Raw genomic sequence first — 19884 nt, 5'->3', positions numbered from 1 at the left:
CCCCTTCGCGAGCAAGCCCGCTCCCACATTGGATCTGCTGCGTTCACAAACCCCTGTGGGAGCGGGCTTGCTCGCGAAGGCGATCTGCCAGACGCTTCAAGTCTTGAAGCTTAACCTTGAATTTCCTGTTCCATCTCTTCCTCAACCGCCACAACCTTCCCCCTGGTCTTCAACTCACTGACAATCACCGCCGCCACAATCAACCCCGCCCCCAGCAACGCAATCGCCGGCAACCGCTCCCCGGCGATCCGCCCGACAATCCCGGCCCACACTGGCTCACCGGCATAGATCAAGGTCGCCCGGGTCGGCGAAACGCTCTTCTGCGCCCAGTTCATCGCCACTTGAATCGCGGCACTGGCCGCGCCCAACCCAAGCGCACTGCACAACAGCAACCAGGAAAAGTCCGGAATCACTTCCCGGGTAGGCACCACCAGCAGGAACGACAATACCGACGTCACCGCCAGTTGCACCACCGTCACCCGGCGCACATCGACCCGGCCGGCGTAGGTACTGATCAAGATAATCTCCGCCGCAATCGCCACGGCGCTGATCAGCGTGGCGATTTCACCCGGACTGAAATTGAAAGAAGCTCCGGCAGGCCCGGACAGCAGCATCAACCCGGTAAACGCCAGCATGATCCCGATGCTCGGCATCAGCCCCGGACGCCGCCCCAGCACCAGCCATTGCAGCAAGGGCACGAAGGGCACGTACAGCGCAGTAATGAAAGCCGACTGACTGCTGGGAATGCTCTGCAGGCCCACGGTCTGCAAGCCGTAACCGAGCATGATCGCGACGCCGATAAAGGCCCCGGCCTTGAGTTCGAACAGGGTCAGTTCCCGCAGGTGCCGCCAGGAGAACAACGAGACTATGATCGCCGCCGCGGCAAAGCGCAGGCCGACAAAGAACATCGGCCCGCTGACGGTCATCGCATGCTGCACCAACAAAAAGGTGCCACCCCAGACCATGGTGATCAGCACCAGCACGCACTCGGCCTTGCTGAACCGTGAGAACCAGGGAGAAGTAGAGGAGGAGTTCACCGACGTCATGACCTTGCGCGCTACCTGAGGGCGACGCACAATGCGTCGAATGTTGCGCAGTATACTGCCCAACCCCACCGAGTGAGCAATATAGTGCACAAAGATTCCACGCAGCGGGCTTCCGTCCTGCAGCACGTCAGCCAGAACGTTCGACGCTTGCGCCATGCCGCCGACATGAGCCAGACCGCGCTGGCTGAAAAGTCCGGGGTCAGCAGGCGAATGCTGGTGGCCATCGAGGCCGGTGAGAAGAACGTCAGCCTGACCACGCTCGATCGGGTGGCTGAAGCACTGGACGTTGCCTTCAGCGACCTGATCCAGGCCCCGGACGCCCGCGACCCCAGTCGCATCAACGAAGTGGTCTGGGCCGGTACGATTCCCGGCAGCAAAGCCGTTTTACTGTCCAAAGCCATCGCCACCCGCGAAGTGGAACAATGGGAATGGTGCCTGCAACCGGGCGAAATTTACCCGTCGCAACCGGATGCCGATGGCTGGAGCGAGCAGATCTACGTGTTCGAAGGCTGTCTGACCCTGATGCTCGGCGACACGCCACACGAGATTGCCGCCGGGGAGTTCTATATGTTTGCCAGCAACCAGCCTTATGCCTATCGCAACGATGGGGCAGTGGCGGCGCGATTCGTGAGAAACGTGGTGATCTGACTCGTTGCCGATCCACACCGGATAGACACTTTGCCAACACAACACACATCCCCCTGTGGGAGCGGGCTTGCTCGCGAAGACGGTGTGTCATTCAGCATTTATGTCGACTGATGCAACGCCTTCGCGAGCAAGCCCGCTCCCACAGGTAATGGGCGTCGTACGTCCTACTTTGGTACTGCTTGATGACCCTTCCATGGGTTTGGCGCCTATTATCGTCCAGGAGATTTTCGAGATCGTTGCCCAGTCCGGCAGCACCAAGGCATTGTTGACTCGAGGCGACCTGCACGATTTCCATTCAGGCAAACACTAACCAGCGAGAACGGCATGAGCGAAATCCAAAGCGGACCGGTGACCGACGCCCTGCGCAATGCAGACATCCTGATCGTCGGCGGCGGTCTCAGCGGCACTATGCTGGCGGCGCAGCTGTTGCGCCTGCCCGGCAAACGATCGGTGCTGGTGATCGAACCCCGTGCCGAACTTGGCCGGGGCGAGGCGTATAGCGCGGTTGAGTTGGGTCATACCCTCAATGGCAACGCGGCGCGCATGAGCGTCGACCCGGACAACGCCGACGATCTGACGCAGTGGCTGACCGGGTTCATCGCGGCCGGTGGCTGGCCGGAGTCTGACGAGCAGCATGTGCCGGTCAGCGAATTGTTCCCGCCACGGGGCATTTTCGGATTGTACGTGCAGCAGCGATTGGCCGAGGCGCAAGCCGTTGGCGCGTCGGATGGTTCAACGGTCCAGCATGTGCGGGCTGAAGTGGTCGATCTGCAAACCCTGGATGATTCGGTGCGGCTGACCTTGAGTGACGGGCAACGCTTGCAGGGTACGTATGCGGTGCTGGCGACCGGTATGTTTGCCGCCGCACGTACACCGCAGACCGAATCCAGCGGGTTGAATGCTGCGGCACTCGACCCGTGGGATGTCGCCGCCATGCGCCAGCTCGATCCGCAGTCGACGGTGCTGATCATCGGCTCGGGCCTGACCATGGTCGATGCCGTGGTGTCGCTGGAACAGGCTGGGCATCGCGGGCCGATCGAGGTGTTTTCGCGCCATGGGCTGCTGCCGCATGTGCGTCGACAGCCGCCGGCCTGGGCGGATTTTCTTGCTGAGGACCCGAGCATTCGCACGGTGCGGCAACTGATGCGCGAATTGCGCCGGCATTGCCGGGACGCCATCGCCCAGGGCATCGATTGGCAGGCGCCGCTGGATACGGTGCGGGCGCATATCGGGCGGTTGTGGAATCAGGCGACGGACGTACAGCGTCGGCAGTTTGTGCGGCATGTGCGGCCGTGGTGGGAGAGTCATCATCACCGTTCACCGCCGTTGAGTGCCGAACTGGTGGAGCGGCTGCATGGGGAAGGGCGGTTGCGGATTCAGGCGGCGTCGTTCAAGGGGCTGGAGCCTTCTGCGGGCGGCGAGGTGAGCATTCGCATCCGCCGCCGGGGCGAAGCTGACACTGTGCTCGTCAGTGGGGCGGCGCTGATCAATTCCAGTGGCATTGAATATGACTGGCGGCGGGTGGCGCGGCCATTGCCACAGCAATTGCTGGCTCGCGGGCTGGTGCGGCCGGGGCCGTTGGCGTTGGGCATTGCGGCCGAGGTTGATGGTGCGGTGGTGGGTGTCGATGGGCATGCGGCATTTCGACTGTTTGCCATGGGGCCGCCGTTGCGTGGGATGTGGTGGGAGAGTACGGCGGTGACGGATGTGGCGAGTCAGGCCAAGGCTCTCGCCGCTCGACTGGCTAACGGCGGTTAGCGGACCATCGCCCATGAAGACGCCTTCGCCGGCAAGCCTGGCTCCTACAGGTTATGGCGTTCGGCGTCTCCCACCATCCTGCGGTATGCAGGTGATGACATAAACAACTTCAATATTGTTACGCAACCACCTGATAACACGGCACATATGCCGCGCCACCCGGTAATTTCATCCGGTGCTGGGCGACAAAGGCCTTGAGCAGCTGATCCAGCGGCTGCATCACCGCCGCATCACCGCGAATCTGGTACGGCCCGTGTTCTTCGATCAGGCGGATGCCCTTGTCCTTGACGTTGCCGGCGACGATGCCGGAGAACGCGCGGCGCAGGTTGGCGGCCAGTTCGTGGGCCGGCAGGTTGCGGCTCAGTTGCAGGTTGGCCATGTTTTCGTGGGTCGGATCGAACGGACGCTGGAAGCCTTCGTCGATCTTCAGCAGCCAGTTGAAATGGAACGCGTCGTTGCGTTCGCGGCGGAACTGCTTCACCGCCTTGAGGCCCTGGGTCATCTGCCGCGCCACTTCGGCCGGATCGTCGATGATGATCTCGTAATGTCGCTTGGCGCCTTCACCCAGCGTGGCGCCAACAAACGCATCAAGCTGTTCCAGGTACGGCGCCGCGTGTTTCGGCCCGGTGAGGATGACCGGGAAGGGCAGGCCCGCGTTGTGCGGGTGCATCAGGATGCCCAGCAGGTAAAGGAACTCTTCGGCGGTGCCGGCGCCGCCGGGGAAGATGATGATGCCGTGGCCGACGCGGACGAAGGCTTCCAGGCGCTTTTCGATGTCCGGCAGGATCACCAGTTCGTTGACGATCGGGTTCGGCGCTTCCGCGGCGATGATGCCGGGTTCGGTCAGGCCGAGGTAACGTCCGCCATGGATGCGCTGCTTGGCGTGGGCGATGGTCGCGCCTTTCATCGGGCCTTTCATCACGCCGGGGCCGCAGCCGGTGCAGATGTCCAGGCTGCGCAGGCCCAGTTCGTGGCCGACTTCCTTGGTGTATTTGTATTCTTCGGTGTTGATCGAGTGGCCGCCCCAGCACACCACGATCTTCGGCTCGATGCCGGGGCGCAGGGTGCGGGCGTTGCGCAGCAGGTGGAACACGTAGTCGCTGATGCCCTGTGAATTGCTCAGGTCGATGCGCTGGCTGTCGAGTTCGTTTTCGGTGTAGACGATGTCGCGCAGGGCACTGAACAGCATTTCCCGGGTGCTGGCGATCATTTCGCCGTCGACGAAGGCGTTGGCAGGCGCGTTTAGCAGTTCGAGGCGAACGCCACGGTCCTGTTGGTGAATGCGGATTTCGAAGTCCTTGTAGGCTTCGAGGATGGTCTTGGCGTTATCAACATGGGCGCCGGTATTGAGGATGGCCAGGGCGCACTGGCGGAAGAGGGTGTAGGTGCTGCCGGATCCGGCTTCACTCAGTTGCTGTACTTCACGTTGCGAGAGGGTTTCCAGGCTGCCTTTTGGGCTGACCGAGGCGTTGATTACATGTCGTTGGGTCATTCAATGATCCTTAAAACGATGTCATTCGCCCAGGAAGGGCAACGGGCATCCGAATAGTATGCATCCATGAAAGAAGATGGCACGAACTGCGCTGGATCGCCATTTTCCCGTTTGACGATAAAAGATGAAAAGAAGCCCCAGCATAGCTAAATCCCCCGCAGAGGCGATAATGCCCCCGCAGACTTTTTGCCCATGTCCGAAGGAAACCTGACGCAATGTTCGAAATCCAGCCGAAGAACGCCGAAACCTATCGACGGCAGACGCGCCGCAGCACGGTGATCATCGCCCTGATTTTCCTGGCGCTGGCGATGGTGTTGTCCACTGCGGCGGTGGCGCTGTTCGGCGAGCCCGGCGGGGACAACCTGCGCTTCAATGTCGGTGGCGTGTTTGTGGCGGTGCTGCTGATGGTCGCGTTGATGCGCAGCACCTTCTGGACCCGGGAATGGATGGCACCGGCCGTCTATGGCTGGCAGCTCAAGCGCAGCCTGATGAGCATCACCAACGTCATGCACCAGGTCACGGCAGCCGTGGAGGAGGGCGACCCGAGCGCGATGAAGCTCTTGCGCTTCTACCATCTCGGGCTGAGCCAGATGCATGAGCTGGATGGTAATTCCAGTGATCACAGCCAATTGACGCGTGAGATGGAACAACACAAGGCGCGGATGGAAGCCCTGGGCATTGACACCGAACAAACCCGGTTGAATCCGGCCTGGATCGAGGCGGTGAAGCAGACGTCGCGGTAGACTCCACGGTGTGGGCAGAGCACCATGGGATCCAGGGTTGCGGGCAGGTGAGGACCAGGCTGAACTGATCAGGCATAGTGAACGCAACAATCGGCAGAAAACAACGGCGACCGGGATGGGTCGCCGGTTCATCAGGAATCAGGGAGCGTCATGGGTCATCCGTCCGTTAAAGATCGAATCGAACAATCGCGCCACGGCATACCTCTGGTCGCCGAGCAGTCAGTGGCCCGCATCAAGGTTCGCTCTGTAGTGTTTCTGCTGCTCGCGGTGTGCCTGTCCATGACCGCCATTGTGATCTGGGAAGCCTGGAACTCGCGCCAGTACCATCTGCATGACAAGGAAGTGGCGATGTCCAACCTTGCGCAGACCCTGGCCTCGCAAGCACAGGCGTCAATCAAGCAGGCCGATACCCTATTGTTTACCCTGGTCGACCGCCTTGAAAACGACGGCATCACCCAGGGACAGGTGCCCAGGCTGGAGCGTTTGCTCACGGCCCAGCGCAGTGAGCTGAGCCAGCTTCACGGTTTGTTCGTTTATGACGAAGAAGGGCGCTGGATTGCCAATTCCAACGGCGCCGTCATGCCCGGTGCGAACAATGCCGACCGCGAGTATTTCACCTTCCATCGTGATCATCCCGATCGTGGACCGCACATTGGCCCGTCGATCAAGAGTCGTTCCACCAGTGAATGGATCATGACGGTGTCGCGACGGGTCAATCATCCAGATGGCAGCTTCGCCGGCGTGGCGCTGGCAACCCTCTATCTCAGTCATTACCTTGCGCTCTACGACAGTATCGACATGGGCAATAACGGCGTGATCAACCTGATCGCCGACGACGCCAGCATCGTCGTTCGCCGGCCGTTCAAGGAGGCTGAAGTCGGCACCAGCGTCGCCAAGGGGCCGCTGTTCACGCAATTGTTGCCCAAGGGCGACTCAGGCTTCGCCACGGTCACCTCTTATGTCGATGGAGTCGAGCGGGTGGTCGGATTTCGCAGGGTCGAAGGGTATCCGCTGATCATCTTTGCTGCGCTGGATAAAGAGGAAGTGTTGGCCGGCTGGCGTGAGCAGGTGCTGCTGAGTGCGGCCATCGTTTCGTTATTCCTCGGGTTTCTGGTGGTATTCGGTTATCGCCTCATTCGCCTCATGAAGCAGCAGAATCACGTCCAGAACGTACTGCTCGATGCCCAGGAAAAGCTGATCGAGGTCAACCGCAGCCTTGAGTTGCTGGCGCTGGAGGATGCACTGACCGGGTTGTCCAACCGGCGTCAATTCGATTTGTTCATTCTTGCCGAAATGGGCCGAGCCAGGCGTGGCCAGACCCACCTCGCACTGCTGATAATCGATGTCGATCACTTCAAGCGCTTCAATGACCTTTACGGTCATGTGGCCGGCGATGAGAGTTTGCGCAGCATCAGCACGATCATCAGTGACCACATCAAGCGTCCCGGTGACCTGGCAGCGCGTTATGGCGGTGAAGAGTTTACGGTGGTGTTGCCCGGCACCGACTATGTGGGAGCGTTTCTGGTGGCGGAAAAAATCCGTCGCGCGGTGCAGCAGGCCGGCATCACCCACAGCGAGGGCGTAGAGGGCACGGTCACCGTCAGCCTGGGGGTCTGCGCCTACGACCCGGCCTCTCAGGATCAGCCCAATGATCTGGTCAGCGCTGCGGACAAGGCGCTCTATGTCGCCAAGGCCAGCGGCCGGAACATGAGCGTGATTGCCAACTGAGTGACATCACACCCGACGCAACTTCCACACCCTGATCAGCCGAGCATAGACCAGCACGTTGATCGCCAGCACCACACTGCCCAGCCCCAGCTGAATCGCCGGCGTCAAGCCGGCCGGGTAAATGACCGGCAACAGGTAATGTTCGATGAAACCGCCACCATAGCCAATTTGCCCTGCCCCGTGGCGCATGAGGTTTTCCCATTCAGTCAGCGGGCAGGGCCAGTGGAAGACTTCCACCGAAACGCCCCACACGGCCGCGGGCAGATGCCACCAGATCAAATGGCGCCATTTGAGCACCAGCAGGCCGCCGAACAGCACGAACAGAATGAACAGCAGGTGAAACAGCACCAGCCCGTCGGCGGCGATTCGGTAAAGCATGTCGACACCCTGAAGTGTTATGCCAATGGCTCCATGGTACTCGGGTGGGTGACGGAGGCGAAAATCAGCGACGGTTGCGTGCAAGTGCGCAAGATTGTTCAAGCCATCAGGCGCGGGTGCTGGCACAGTCTGCAGACTTTCCCTGGTTGTAGAGCGTTATGTCCAACTCATTCATGCCGCGCAGCGCCTTTCTGCGCGGCGCCGTGGCGATCATGCCGTTGTCCCTGGCGACGGCGCCGTGGGGGCTGCTGGCCGGCTCCATGGCCATCGAAGCCAATCTCACGCCCCTGCAAGGCCAGGGCTTGTCGAGCATCGTGTTTGCCGGTGCGGCGCAACTGGTGGCCATCGGCATGCTCAAGGGCGGTGCCGGGATCTTTTCGATCCTGCTGACCACCTTGCTGCTGACTTCCCAGCATTTGCTTTACGGCATGAGTATGCGTTCGGTGATTTCCCCGTTGCCGGGTCGCTGGCGGGCGGGGTTGGGCTTTTTGCTCACTGACGAACTGTTCGCCCTGACCAGCCAGCACGACAAGCAACAGTTCGATCGCTGGTACGCCCTGGGTGTCGGCCTGACGTTCTACATCGCCTGGAACCTCTTCACCCTGGCGGGCATCGTGCTGGGCAGCAGCATTCCGGGCCTGGAGCATCTGGGGCTGGACTTCTCCATTGCGGCGACCTTTATCGCCCTGATCACGCCGGTGGTGCGCAATGTGCCGACCGTGGTGTGCGTGGCGGTTTCGTTGTTCTGTTCGGTGCTGTTCAGCTATTGGCAGTGGGGTTCGGCGCTGGTGCTGTCGGGGTTGGCGGGCATGACTGCCGGTTTTATCTGCAACAAATTCCAGGGAGCGCGCACATGATGGTCTGGGCAGTGATTATCGGCATGGGCGTGCTGGTGTTTCTCAACCGCTATGTCTTCCTGGAGCCGCGTCTGCCGGTGCGGTTGAGCAGCAATGCCCGGCAGTTCCTCGGTTTCGCCGTGCCGGGCATGTTGACCGCGATCTGCGGGCCGATCGTGTTCATGCCGGACAAACAGCTGAACCTGCAGTGGGACAATCCCTATCTGATCAGTTCACTGGTGGCGGTGGGCCTGGTGCTCTACACCCGTAACACGCTGCTGAGCATGGTGTTGAGCATGGGCTTTTTCTTTTTGCTGCGCGGGTGGCTCTGAGTCGGGTGCTCGAAACTGTTCTACGCTTAAGGTGGATGACCGATCCCTTCAGGAAGAGAGGTGAGCATGGCAACTGACCAAAAGCGTCCGGATCCGGATGATGAAGACATGGATGAACCGACCGAAGAAGAGCTCGAACGGCAAAAGCGTTCGTCGCCTACCTGGAAGCACCCTGATGACGGCAAAGAGCTTTCAGATCGTGACCAGGAATTCCCGCTGAAGCCCTGATCGATCTGCACATATCGCTGGAACCAAACCCTGTGTACCTTGATCCAACCTGCGCCCGCACGGACGTGTGGGCGCAACAGTCTGGCCCAAGGCAAAACATGAAACAGCTGGTCAAGGTTCTATCGGCGTTCGCCATCGCAGTCGGTTTGCTGGGGTGCATCGCTTCTCCCATCGAAATGACGCCGCAGACCGAGCAACGCCTGCGTGCGCAACCCCCGATCCGTTTTCTGCTGACCTTCGACGACGGTCCCAGTGCATCGAGTTGGTGGAATCCAACCGTGACCGTGCTCGACAGCCTGGCGCGCAATCCCCTGCAAGCGGACATCAAGGCGGTGTTCTTCGTGCAGACCCGCGCCTCACGGGCCGGCGGCAGCGAGTTGGGGCGCGAAATCATGCGTCGCGAACAGGCCGAAGGTCACATTCTGGGCTTGCACACCGCCACGCCCGGGCACAGCAATCATCGCTCGCTGGACGCGCAAGAACTGCAGCAGTCGCTCGGCAACGGCAGCGCCGACATCGCGGCGATCACCGGAGTACCACCGAGCCTGTTGCGCCCGCCATTCTGGAGCTACGACAAACGCACCTTTGCCGCTTATCAACGACACGGTCTGCATCTGCTGCTCACCGACCTGAGCGCCAACGACGGCAAGATCTGGGGTTTCAACGCCAGCCCCCGGCGACGGGCCAGCATGCTGCGGCAACTGTCCGAAGTCCGCGAGCGCATCGCCCGGGGCGAGCTGCCGACGGTGGACGGAGTGATTCCGGTGGTGGTGACCTTTCACGATCTCAATCGCTACACCGCCCGGCATACCCGGGAGTACCTGCAGATCCTCCTCGAGAGCGCCAGCGCGACCGGGGTGAAGGTGGCGCAAAAGCCGTTTTACGACGATACGGCAGCGCTGCAGCGCGCCGCCATTGCACGCACCGTTCGCGACAGTTCACAGGCGGTCAAGCTGCCGGGCATCTGGAACTGGCTCTGGAACGGCAATGACCATTGAAGCCAGCATCTACATAGGGCGCAGGCGCCTGTCGTATCGCGGCTTTATGCCGGTGGCAACAGCTCGTCAATCATCCGCAAGCAATGATTCAACCCCGGCGAGACGTCGCCAACACGCCGGCTGAGGATAATCGGCGAGGTGGCGTTGTCTTCCAGCAGCGGGGTGAAGCCAATGTCGTCGCGGTGCAGCAATTGCACCGAGGCCGGCACCAGCGTGACCCCGATGCCTGCGCCCACCAACCCGATGGCGGTTTGCAGTTCATTGGTCCATTGCGCCACATGGATGCTCACGCCATAGGATTCGAACAAGGCAATCACATGGTCGGCATAGCTCGGCCGCGGGTTGCCGGGGTACAGCACAAAGGGCTCCTTCGCCAGTGCGCGCAGGCTGATCGGCCCGGCCAGTAACGGGTGACCGGCGGGCAGGGCGGCGACCAGCCGGTCTTCGGTCAACACGGTCTGGATGATGGCCGGGTCGTCGATACGGATCCGCCCGAAGCCGATATCGATGCGTCCGGCCTTGAGCGCCTGCACCTGTTGCAGCGTGGTCATTTCCGAGAGCCCGAGCTCAAGTTCCAGCGGGTCGCCGCTGCGCAAGCGGCGAATCAGTTCCGGCAGCACGCCATAAAGGGTCGACGGCGCAAAGCCGATCCCCAACCAGGTCTTTTCGCCCAGGCCGATCCGTCGCGTGTTGTCGCACACCTTGCCCAGCTGATCGAGCAGGGCGCTGGAGTGCTCATGAAAAAAGCGCCCGGCGTCGGTCAGCTTCAACGGCCGCCCGCGTTCCAGCAACAGGACCCCCAGTTCGTCTTCCAGTTGCTGGATCTGTCGACTCAGCGGCGGTTGGGCGATGTGCAGCAGCTCGGCGGCACGGGTGAAGTTGAGGGTTTTGGCCAATACCTGAAAGTAACGCAGGTGACGCAGTTCCATGGTGACTCCCGATATGCAATGGTTGAATACCTTTAAGGTATCAAGCCAGACCAATTCTATATTGGCCGCCCGGAAAAAGCCGTACGAGAATCCAGATCAGAACTTCAAGAACCTGACGGGTATCGACATGCTTGCAACTGCCATTGAATCGATCGAGACGATCATCGTCGATCTGCCGACCATCCGCCCGCACAAGCTGGCGATGCACACCATGCAGAACCAGACGCTGGTGATCATTCGTGTGCGCTGCGCCGACGGCATGGAAGGTATCGGCGAATCCACCACCATCGGCGGCCTGGCTTACGGCAACGAAAGCCCTGAAAGCATCAAGACCAATATCGATAAACACTTCGCGCCGCTATTGCTGGGGCAGGACGCCAGCAATGTGAACGCCGCGATGTTGCGTCTGGAACGCAGCATTCGCGGCAACACGTTCGCCAAGTCCGGTATCGAAACCGCTTTGCTCGACGCCCAGGGCAAGCGCCTTGGCCTGCCGGTCAGCGAGTTGCTCGGCGGCCGCGTGCGTGATGCCCTGCCAGTGGCATGGACCCTGGCCAGTGGCGACACCGCCAAGGACATCGCCGAAGCGGAACAAATGCTCGACCTGCGCCGCCACCGGATCTTCAAGCTGAAAATCGGCGCCGGTGAAGTCAATCGCGACCTGGCCCACGTGATTGCGATCAAGAAAGCCCTGGGTGATCGCGCCAGCGTGCGGGTCGATGTCAATCAGGCCTGGGATGAAGCGGTGGCGTTGCGCGCCTGCCGGATCCTGGGAACCAATGGCATCGACCTGATCGAACAGCCGATCTCGCGCAACAACCGCGCAGGCATGGCACGCCTGAATGCCATGAGCCCGGCGCCGATCATGGCCGACGAATCCATCGAGTGCGTAGAAGACGCATTCAACCTGGCGCGCGAAGGCGCGGCCTCGGTGTTTGCCCTCAAGATCGCCAAGAACGGCGGTCCGCGCGCCGTATTGCGCACCGCCTCCATCGCCGAAGCGGCCGGTATCGCCCTGTACGGCGGCACCATGCTCGAAGGTGGCGTCGGCACCATGGCCTCGGCCCATGCCTTTGTCACCCTGAACAAACTGGCCTGGGACACCGAGCTGTTCGGTCCGCTGCTGCTGACCGAAGACATTCTCAGTGAGCCTCTGGTCTATCGCGATTTCGAACTGCATGTACCGAAAACGCCGGGCCTGGGCCTGAGCCTGGATGAAGAACGCCTGGCGTTTTTCCGCCGCGACAAGACCATTCACCAAGCCTGAGGAGAGCATCATGCTGTTCCACGTAAAAATGACCGTGAACCTGCCGGTCGACATGAATCCCGAAACCGCCGCCAGGCTCAAGGCTGACGAAAAAGCCCTGGCCCAGCGCCTGCAAGAGCAGGGCAAGTGGCGGCACCTGTGGCGCATCGCCGGGCTGTATGCCAATTACAGCGTGTTCGATGTCGACAGCGTCCAGGAACTGCACGACCTGTTGATGCAACTGCCGCTGTATCCGTACATGGCGATCGAGGTCACCGCGATGTGCCGGCATCCGTCGTCGATTCGCGAGGATGACCGCTGAACCCAGCCTGTTCAGTTCGCTACGCTTATAATTACAAGATGAGGAACCACCATGAACGTCAAGATTTCCCACACTGCCAGTGTCCAGAAGTTTCTCGAAGAGGCCAGCGGTCTGTTCAACGAAGCCGGCAACCCACGGGTCAAAGCCCTGGTCTACCGCATCCTGCGTGATTCGGTGAATATCATCGAAGACCTGGCCGTGACCCCGGAAGAGTTCTGGAAAGCCGTCAACTACCTCAACGTGCTGGGTGCGCGCCAGGAGGCAGGATTGCTGGTGGCCGGGATCGGTCTGGAACACTATCTCGACCTGTTGATGGACGCTGAAGACGAACAGGCCGGCAAGGCTGGCGGCACTCCGCGGACCATCGAAGGGCCGCTGTACGTGGCAGGGGCGCCGCTGTCGGAAGGCGAAGCACGTCTGGACGACGGCCTCGATCCGGGTGTGGTGCTGTTCATGCAGGGCCAGGTGCGCAACACCGCCGGCGAACCGCTGCCCGGTGCCGTGGTGGATGTCTGGCACGCCAACACCGGCGGCACCTATTCCTACTTCGATACCACGCAGTCGGAGTTCAACCTGCGTCGGCGCATCGTCACCGATGCCGAGGGTCGCTATCGTTTGCGCAGCATCGTGCCATCGGGCTACGGCTGCTCGCCGGACGGTCCGACCCAGCTGCTGCTCGATCAGTTGGGTCGTCATGGCCAGCGGCCGGCGCATGTACACTTCTTCATTTCCGCGCCGGATCATCGCCACCTGACCACTCAGATCAACCTCGATGGCGATAAATACCTGCACGACGATTTTGCCTATGCCACCCGTGATGAGCTGATCGCCAAAATCACCTTCAGCGACGATCAAGAGCGGGCAGCGGCCCATGGCGTGAGCGGTCGTTTTGCCGAAATCGACTTCGATTTCACCTTGCAGACCTGCGCACAACCCGATGAACAGCAGCGTAACGAGCGGGTTCGCGCGCTCGAGGACTGATATCCTCAAGCAATGGACCCGGGCCATGAAATAACCTGTGGGAGCGGGCTTGCTCGCGAAGAGGTCAGCATATTCAACATTAATGTCGACTGAACTGACGCTTTCGCGAGCAAGCCCGCTCCCACAGGTCGCTCCACTGACGCACCCTTGCAAGCACTGCCCCGCAAGCCACGATGCAACCGATAACAACAACGAGAGTGACCCGATGATGCAAGCGCAATTGTTGAGTCAGCGCAGCACCGTATTCGACCACGCCGATCCTTACGCGGTGTCGGGTTACGTCAACCAGCATGTCGGCAACCATTGCATCCTGATGCCCCGGGCCGGGCGACCGCTGGCCAGCCTCAATCACCGCAAATTTGCCAGCCTCGACCTCTGCCGCATCAGCTATGGCGCTAGCGTGCGGGTGACTTCGGGAGCGCTGGAAAGCATCTATCACCTGCAGGTCCTGCTGCAGGGCAACTGCCTGTGGCGCGGCCACGGCCAGGAACACTACTTCGCTCCCGGCGAATTGTTGCTGATCAATCCCGACGATCCGGTGGACCTGACCTATTCGGACGATTGCGAAAAATTCATCCTGAAAATCCCCACCCCGTTGCTGACGTCGGTGTGCGACGAACAGCGCTGGCACTATCCGGGGCAAGGCGTGCGGTTCCTCGAGAACCGATATCAGCTCGACGAACTGGAAGGGTTTGTCGGTCTGCTGGCGATGATTTGCCAGGAAGCCGAGGCCACCGAGCAGATTCCCAAGGTGCAGGAGCACTACGCGCAGATCATCGTCAGCAAGATGCTCAGCCTGATGAAGACCAATGTCAGCCGTATCAGTCTAGGCTCACAGACAGCCACGTTCGAGGTGATCGCCGATTACATCGATCGTCACCTCAAGCAGGACATCGACAGCGAAGAGCTGGCCCGCCAGGCGCGGATGAGCCTGCGTTCGCTGTATGGCCTGTTCGAACGCAACGCCGGCACCACGCCGAAAAACTACATCCGGCATAAACGCCTCGAGCGCATCAATGCCTGCCTGAGCGACCCGACCTGTAACGTGCGCAATGTCACGGAAGTGGCGATGGATTACGGCTTCCTGCACCTGGGGCGGTTCTCCGACAACTACCGCAAGCAGTTCGGCGAGTTGCCGTCCGATACCCTCAAACGCAGGCATTGACCTTTTATCATCGCGACACAGATCACCTGTAGGAGCAAGCTGGCGCCTACAGATAACCGCCACATGAACCTGCAGGAGCTGGCTTGTCGGATCGCCGCACCGCAGCGAAGGCGGTGTCTCTGATAAACCGCGTCGTGCCGATTCGCCAGCAAGCCGGCTCCTACCCTGTCCCCATTGACCTTTGCACAAAACGGATACAGGTCTGCACCCGGCGGATAGTCCGCACCCTCCCTCCGTCCTAGCATGGCCCTGCCTGACAATAACAATGGAGGCGGTGGCCATGACCCTGCGACCTGAATACCTGCATTCCCTGCTTGAAGACGATCCAGAGCAGGGCATCTATCGCTGCAAACGCGAGATGTTCACCGATCCACGGCTGTTCGACCTGGAGATGAAACATATCTTCGAAGGCAACTGGCTGTACCTCGCCCACGAAAGCCAGATCCCCAACAAAAACGATTTCTACACCACCACCATGGGGCGCCAGTCGATCTTCATCGCGCGCAACAAGGACGGTGTGCTCAATGCGTTCCTCAACGCCTGCAGCCATCGCGGCGCGACGCTGTGCCGGCACAAGTCCGGCAACAAGAGCTCCTACACCTGCCCGTTCCACGGCTGGACCTTCAACAACTCCGGCAAGCTGCTCAAGGTCAAGGATCCGGCCGAAGCGGGCTACCCGGCCAGCTTCAATTGCGAAGGCTCCCACGACCTGACCAAAGTGGCGCGTTTCGAATCCTATCGCGGCTTCCTGTTCGGCAGCCTCAACGCTGATGTGCTGCCGCTGGTCGAGCACCTGGGCGAGTCGGCGAAGATCATCGACATGATCGTCGACCAGTCCGCCGATGGCTCGGAAGTGCTGCGCGGTTCCTCCAGCTACATCTACGAAGGCAACTGGAAACTCGCTGCCGAAAACGGTGCTGACGGCTATCACGTCAGCTCCGTGCACTGGAACTATGCCGCGACCCAGAACCAGCGCAAGCAGCGCGAGGCCGGCGATGACAATCCGACCATGAGCGCCGGCAGCTGGGCCAAGCAGGGCGGGGGGTTCTACTCCTTCGACAAGGGCCACATGCTGCTCTGGACCCGTTGGGCCAACCCTGAGGACCGTCCGCTGTACGAGCGTCGTGACGAGCTGGCCCAGGACTTCGGCAAGGCTCGGGCCGACTGGATGATCGAGAACTCGCGCAACCTGTGCCTGTACCCGAACGTGTACCTGATGGACCAGTTCAGCTCGCAGATCCGCGTCGCCCGGCCGATCTCGGTCAACCGCACGGAAATCACTATTTACTGCATCGCCCCCAAAGGCGAAAGCGACCACGCCCGTTCGAGCCGGATTCGCCAGTACGAGGATTTCTTCAACGTCAGCGGCATGGCCACCCCGGACGACCTGGAAGAGTTTCGCTCCTGCCAGACCAGTTATGAGGGCAGCGTGACCGCCTGGAACGACATGTCCCGTGGTGCCGAGCACTGGGTCGAAGGCGCCGATGAGGCGGCCAGGGAAATCGATCTGCATCCGCTGCTCAGCGGCGTACGCACCGAAGACGAAGGCCTGTTCGTGCTGCAGCACAAGTATTGGCAGCAGACCATGCTCAAGGCCTTGGCCGCAGAGCAGTCCGACCTGATTGCAGTGGAGGCCGTGCAATGACTATCACCTATGAAGCCGTGCGCGACTTTCTTTATCGCGAAGCCCGCTACCTCGATGACCGGCAATGGGATGAGTGGCTGGAGTTGTATGCCCCGGACGCCACGTACTGGATGCCATCCTGGGACGATAACGACGAGCTGACCGAAGACCCGCAGCGGGAAATCTCGCTGATCTGGTACGGCAACCGCACCGGCCTGGAAGACCGCGTGTTCCGGATCAAGACCGAGCGGTCCAGCGCCACCATGCCGGACACTCGCACCTCCCACAACATCAGCAACATCGAGCTGCTCGAACAGGCCGACGGGTTGTGCAAGGTGCGCTTCAACTGGCACACCCTGAGCTTTCGCTACAAGACCGTCGACAGCTATTTCGGCAGCAGCTTCTACACCCTCGATGTGCGCGGGGAAAACCCGTTGATCAAGGCCAAGAAAGTGATCCTGAAGAACGACTACGTTCGCCAGGTCATCGATGTTTACCATTTGTGAGGCGGCCGTCATGACTCATTCCATCGCGTTCAATTTCGAAGACGGTGTCACTCGCTTTATCGACGCCAATGCCGGTGAAACCGTGGCCGATGCCGCGTACCGCCAGGGCATCAACATTCCGCTGGACTGCCGTGACGGCGCCTGCGGCACCTGCAAATGTTTCGCCGAAGCCGGTCGCTATGATCTGGGCGAGGAATACATCGAAGACGCCCTTAGCAGTGATGAGGCCGAACAAGGTTTTGTCCTGACCTGCCAGATGCGCGCCCTGAGCGATTGCGTGGTCCGTGTGCCGACCTCCTCGGAGGTCTGCCGCACCCGTCAGGCCAGCTACGACGCGACCATCAGCGCCGTGCGCCAGTTGTCCGACAGCACCATCGCGTTGTCGATCAAGGGTGAAGCCCTGAGCAAACTGGCGTTCCTGCCGGGGCAGTATGTGAACCTGGGGATTCCCGGCAGCGAACAGACCCGCGCTTACTCTTTCAGCTCGTTGCAGCGTGATGGCGAGGTCAGCTTCCTGATTCGCAACGTGCCTGGCGGCCTGATGAGCAGCTTCCTCACCGGCATTGCGAAGGCGGGCGACAGCATGAGCCTGGCCGGGCCGTTGGGCAGTTTCTATCTGCGCGACATCCGCCGTCCGTTGTTGCTGCTGGCTGGCGGCACTGGCCTGGCACCGTTTGCCGCGATGCTGGAGAAAATCGCCGAGCAGGGCAGTGAACATCCGCTGCATCTGATTTACGGCGTGACCAATGATTTCGACCTGGTGGAAATGGATCGACTCGAAGCCTTCGCCGCCCGCATCCCGAACTTCAGTTTCAGCGCCTGCGTGGCCAGCCCCGACAGCCAGCACCCGCTCAAGGGCTACGTGACCCAGCACATCGAGCCCAAGCATTTGAACGATGGCGACGTCGATGTCTACCTGTGCGGCCCGCCGCCGATGGTAGAGGCAGTCAGTCAATTCATCCGCGACCAAGGCATCGCCCCGGCGAACTTCTATTACGAGAAATTTGCCGCCAGCGCGGCATGAGTTGGGCTTAAGGGAGCGGGGTCGCACACGAATACCGAGCCCGGCAAAGAACCCATGTGGGAGCGGGCTTGCCCGCGAAGAGGCCAGTACATTCAACATCGATGTCGCCTGCCAGGCCGCTTTCGCGAGCAAGCCCGCTCCCACAGTTGATCGGGGTCGCACACGAATACCGAGCCCGGCAAAGAACCCATGTGGGAGCGGGCTTGCCCGCGAAGAGGCCAGTACATTCAACATTGATGTCGCCCGCCAGGCCGCTTTCGCGAGCAAGCCTGCTCCCACAGTTGATCGGGGTCGCACACGAATACCGAGCCCGGCAAAGAACCCATGTGGGAGCGGGCTTGCCCGCGAAGAGGCCAGTACATTCAACATCGATGTCGCCTGCCAGGCCGCTTTCGCGAGCAAGCCCGCTCCCACAGTTGATCGGGGTCGCACACGAATACCGAGCCCGGCAAAGAACCCATGTGGGAGCGGGCTTGCCCGCGAAGAGGCCAGTACATTCAACATTGATGTCGCCCGCCAGGCCGCTTTCGCGAGCAAGCCTGCTCCCACAGTTGATCGGGGTCGCACACGAATACCGAGCCCGGCAAAGAACCCATGTGGGAGCGGGCTTGCCCGCGAAGAGGCCAGTACATTCAACATCGATGTCGCCTGCCAGGCCGCTTTCGCGAGCAAGCCCGCTCCCACAGTTGATCGGGGTCGCACACGAATACCGAGCCCGGCAAAGAACCCATGTGGGAGCGGGCTTGCCCGCGAAGAGGCCAGTACATTCAACATTGATGTCGCCCGCCAGGCCGCTTTCGCGAGCAAGCCTGCTCCCACAGTTGATCGGGGTCGCACACGAATACCGAGCCCGGCAAAGAACCCATGTGGGAGCGGGCTTGCCCGCGAAGAGGCCAGTACATTCAACATCGATGTCGCCTGCCAGGCCGCTTTCGCGAGCAAGCCCGCTCCCACAGTTGATCGGGGTCGCACACGAATACCGAGCCCGGCAAAGAACCCATGTGGGAGCGGGCTTGCCCGCGAAGAGGCCAGTACATTCAACATCGATGTCGCCTGCCAGACCGCTTTCGCGAGCAAGCTCGCTCCCACAGGATGCATCCTTCGTCACGAGGTACACATGAACAGATTTCACGAAAAAGTCGCGCTGATTACCGGGGCCGCCCAAGGTATCGGTCGCCGGGTTGCAGAACGCATGGCGGCGGAAGGGGCGCTGTTGATTCTGGTCGACCGCTCCGAGTTGGTGTTCGAGGTGCAGAAGGAGTTGGGGCAGCACAGCCAGGTGCTGGCCCTGACGGCCGATCTTGAGCAATACGAAGAATGCAGCCGGGTGATGCAAGCCGCCGTCGAGCGTTTCGGGCGCCTGGATGTGTTGGTCAACAACGTCGGCGGTACGATCTGGGCCAAGCCTTTCGAACACTACGAAGCACAGCAGATCGAAGCCGAAGTGCGGCGCTCGCTGTTCCCGACCCTGTGGTGCTGCCATGCCGCACTGCCGTTCATGCTTGACCAGGGCAGTGGCGCGATCGTCAACGTGTCGTCCATTGCCACCCGCAGTATCAATCGCGTGCCATACGGTGCGGCGAAGGGCGGGGTGAATGCGCTGACCGCTTGCCTGGCGTTCGAAACCGCCGGTCGCGGTATTCGGGTCAATGCCACCGCTCCGGGTGGCACCGATGCACCGCCGCGGGCCATCCCGCGCAACGCCGCGGAACAAAGTGCTCAGGAGAAAGTGTGGTATCAGCAGATCGTCGACCAGACCCTCGACAGCAGTTTGATGAAACGCTACGGCACGCTGGATGAGCAGGCCGGCGCTATCTTGTTTCTGGCCAGCGACGACGCGGCCTATATCACCGGCATGACCCTGCCGGTCGGCGGTGGCGACCAGGGCTGACAGGCCCGG

General features: G+C 61.1%; 20 protein-coding genes and 1 pseudogene. 17 read left to right on the top strand and 4 right to left on the bottom strand.

The genetic code is table 11. The features are described 5' to 3' along the window. Positions 1-110 precede the first annotated feature (110 nt). On the bottom strand, positions 111-1136 hold the full coding sequence (locus F8N80_RS01805; RefSeq protein ID WP_150783091.1) for a DMT family transporter: 1026 nt from the start codon (positions 1134-1136) through the stop codon (positions 111-113). On the opposite strand from F8N80_RS01805, the gene F8N80_RS01800 reads away from it, so the two are divergent. From F8N80_RS01800 to F8N80_RS01790, 3 genes and pseudogenes are all read left to right on the top strand, one after another. Beyond that, positions 1131-1694, top strand: coding sequence for a helix-turn-helix domain-containing protein (locus tag F8N80_RS01800; RefSeq protein WP_150783090.1), 564 nt, complete (start codon positions 1131-1133; stop codon positions 1692-1694). The two genes, F8N80_RS01805 and F8N80_RS01800, sit on opposite strands and share 6 nt — an antisense overlap. 154 nt (positions 1695-1848) lie before the next feature. Further along, a pseudogene (locus F8N80_RS32075) lies at positions 1849-2004 on the top strand (ABC transporter ATP-binding protein); the annotation flags it as partial. Positions 2005-2018: 14 nt separating this feature from the next. Then, positions 2019-3452 (top strand): FAD/NAD(P)-binding protein, encoded by a 1434-nt coding sequence (locus F8N80_RS01790; RefSeq protein WP_150783089.1) that lies wholly within the window; start codon positions 2019-2021, stop codon positions 3450-3452. A 118-nt stretch (positions 3453-3570) separates the two neighbouring features. Here F8N80_RS01790 and ppnN read toward each other — a convergent pair whose 3' ends face one another. Next, positions 3571-4944 carry a nucleotide 5'-monophosphate nucleosidase PpnN gene (gene ppnN, locus F8N80_RS01785; protein WP_150783088.1) on the bottom strand — a complete coding sequence of 458 codons (1374 nt, stop codon included), beginning with the start codon at positions 4942-4944 and terminating at the stop codon, positions 3571-3573. A 215-nt stretch (positions 4945-5159) separates the two neighbouring features. Between ppnN and F8N80_RS01780 the strand changes: the two genes are divergently transcribed. Beyond that, entirely contained in the window at positions 5160-5687 is a 528-nt protein-coding gene (locus tag F8N80_RS01780) for a DUF3087 domain-containing protein (RefSeq protein WP_150783087.1), read from the top strand. Positions 5688-5837: 150 nt separating this feature from the next. Next, positions 5838-7415, top strand: coding sequence for a sensor domain-containing diguanylate cyclase (locus F8N80_RS01775; RefSeq protein WP_150783086.1), 1578 nt, complete (start codon positions 5838-5840; stop codon positions 7413-7415). A 6-nt stretch (positions 7416-7421) separates the two neighbouring features. Here F8N80_RS01775 and F8N80_RS01770 read toward each other — a convergent pair whose 3' ends face one another. Beyond that, positions 7422-7793, bottom strand: a complete 372-nt coding sequence (locus tag F8N80_RS01770; RefSeq protein ID WP_150744391.1) for a DUF2784 domain-containing protein — start codon at positions 7791-7793, stop codon at positions 7422-7424. A 158-nt stretch (positions 7794-7951) separates the two neighbouring features. On the opposite strand from F8N80_RS01770, the gene F8N80_RS01765 reads away from it, so the two are divergent. The 4 genes from F8N80_RS01765 to F8N80_RS01755 all read left to right on the top strand — a co-directional run bounded on the left by F8N80_RS01765 (position 7952) and on the right by F8N80_RS01755 (position 10187). Next, positions 7952-8650, top strand: a complete 699-nt coding sequence (locus F8N80_RS01765) for an AzlC family ABC transporter permease (protein WP_150783085.1) — start codon at positions 7952-7954, stop codon at positions 8648-8650. Continuing rightward, positions 8647-8961 carry an AzlD domain-containing protein gene (locus F8N80_RS01760; protein WP_150744389.1) on the top strand — a complete coding sequence of 105 codons (315 nt, stop codon included), beginning with the start codon at positions 8647-8649 and terminating at the stop codon, positions 8959-8961. The genes F8N80_RS01765 and F8N80_RS01760 overlap by 4 nt, the downstream gene beginning before the upstream one ends. A gap of 66 nt (positions 8962-9027) precedes the next feature. Beyond that, positions 9028-9189, top strand: coding sequence for a hypothetical protein (locus F8N80_RS31090; protein ID WP_178084708.1), 162 nt, complete (start codon positions 9028-9030; stop codon positions 9187-9189). 98 nt (positions 9190-9287) lie between these two features. Further along, a complete protein-coding gene (locus F8N80_RS01755; protein ID WP_150744388.1) occupies positions 9288-10187 on the top strand; it encodes a polysaccharide deacetylase family protein in 900 nt (299 codons plus the stop codon). 44 nt (positions 10188-10231) lie between these two features. On the opposite strand, the gene F8N80_RS01750 is transcribed toward F8N80_RS01755, so the two are convergent. Beyond that, positions 10232-11116 carry a LysR family transcriptional regulator gene (locus tag F8N80_RS01750; protein ID WP_150744387.1) on the bottom strand — a complete coding sequence of 295 codons (885 nt, stop codon included), beginning with the start codon at positions 11114-11116 and terminating at the stop codon, positions 10232-10234. A gap of 127 nt (positions 11117-11243) precedes the next feature. Between F8N80_RS01750 and F8N80_RS01745 the strand changes: the two genes are divergently transcribed. The 8 genes from F8N80_RS01745 (at position 11244) to F8N80_RS01695 (ending at position 19875) form a co-directional block, all read left to right on the top strand. Continuing rightward, on the top strand, positions 11244-12383 hold the full coding sequence (locus F8N80_RS01745) for a muconate cycloisomerase family protein (protein ID WP_191632840.1): 1140 nt from the start codon (positions 11244-11246) through the stop codon (positions 12381-12383). A 10-nt stretch (positions 12384-12393) separates the two neighbouring features. After that, a complete protein-coding gene (gene catC, locus F8N80_RS01740) occupies positions 12394-12684 on the top strand; it encodes a muconolactone Delta-isomerase (RefSeq protein ID WP_150744386.1) in 291 nt (96 codons plus the stop codon). Positions 12685-12735: 51 nt separating this feature from the next. Beyond that, positions 12736-13665 (top strand): catechol 1,2-dioxygenase, encoded by a 930-nt coding sequence (catA, locus tag F8N80_RS01735; protein ID WP_150744385.1) that lies wholly within the window; start codon positions 12736-12738, stop codon positions 13663-13665. A 205-nt stretch (positions 13666-13870) separates the two neighbouring features. After that, a complete protein-coding gene (locus F8N80_RS01730) occupies positions 13871-14830 on the top strand; it encodes an AraC family transcriptional regulator (protein ID WP_150744384.1) in 960 nt (319 codons plus the stop codon). Positions 14831-15110: 280 nt separating this feature from the next. Beyond that, entirely contained in the window at positions 15111-16475 is a 1365-nt protein-coding gene (gene benA / locus F8N80_RS01725; RefSeq protein WP_150783084.1) for a benzoate 1,2-dioxygenase large subunit, read from the top strand. After that, positions 16472-16960: a benzoate 1,2-dioxygenase small subunit gene (benB, locus tag F8N80_RS01720; protein WP_150744382.1), complete on the top strand. Its 489-nt coding sequence runs from the start codon at positions 16472-16474 to the stop codon at positions 16958-16960. Before benA ends, benB begins: the two co-directional genes overlap by 4 nt. A gap of 10 nt (positions 16961-16970) precedes the next feature. Further along, the gene (gene benC, locus F8N80_RS01715) at positions 16971-17984 is read left to right on the top strand and encodes a benzoate 1,2-dioxygenase electron transfer component BenC (RefSeq protein ID WP_150744381.1); all 1014 of its coding nucleotides are present in this window, start codon (positions 16971-16973) and stop codon (positions 17982-17984) included. A gap of 1117 nt (positions 17985-19101) precedes the next feature. Then, complete coding sequence (locus F8N80_RS01695) at positions 19102-19875, top strand: 1,6-dihydroxycyclohexa-2,4-diene-1-carboxylate dehydrogenase (protein WP_150744380.1); 774 nt, start codon at positions 19102-19104, stop codon at positions 19873-19875. Positions 19876-19884 lie beyond the last annotated feature (9 nt).

This window comes from Pseudomonas fluorescens (genome assembly GCF_902497995.1).
Classification (GTDB): domain Bacteria; phylum Pseudomonadota; class Gammaproteobacteria; order Pseudomonadales; family Pseudomonadaceae; genus Aquipseudomonas; species Aquipseudomonas fluorescens_BK.
Note: the sequence above shows the minus strand (reverse complement) of the source record. Positions and strands in the feature narration are given on the sequence as shown.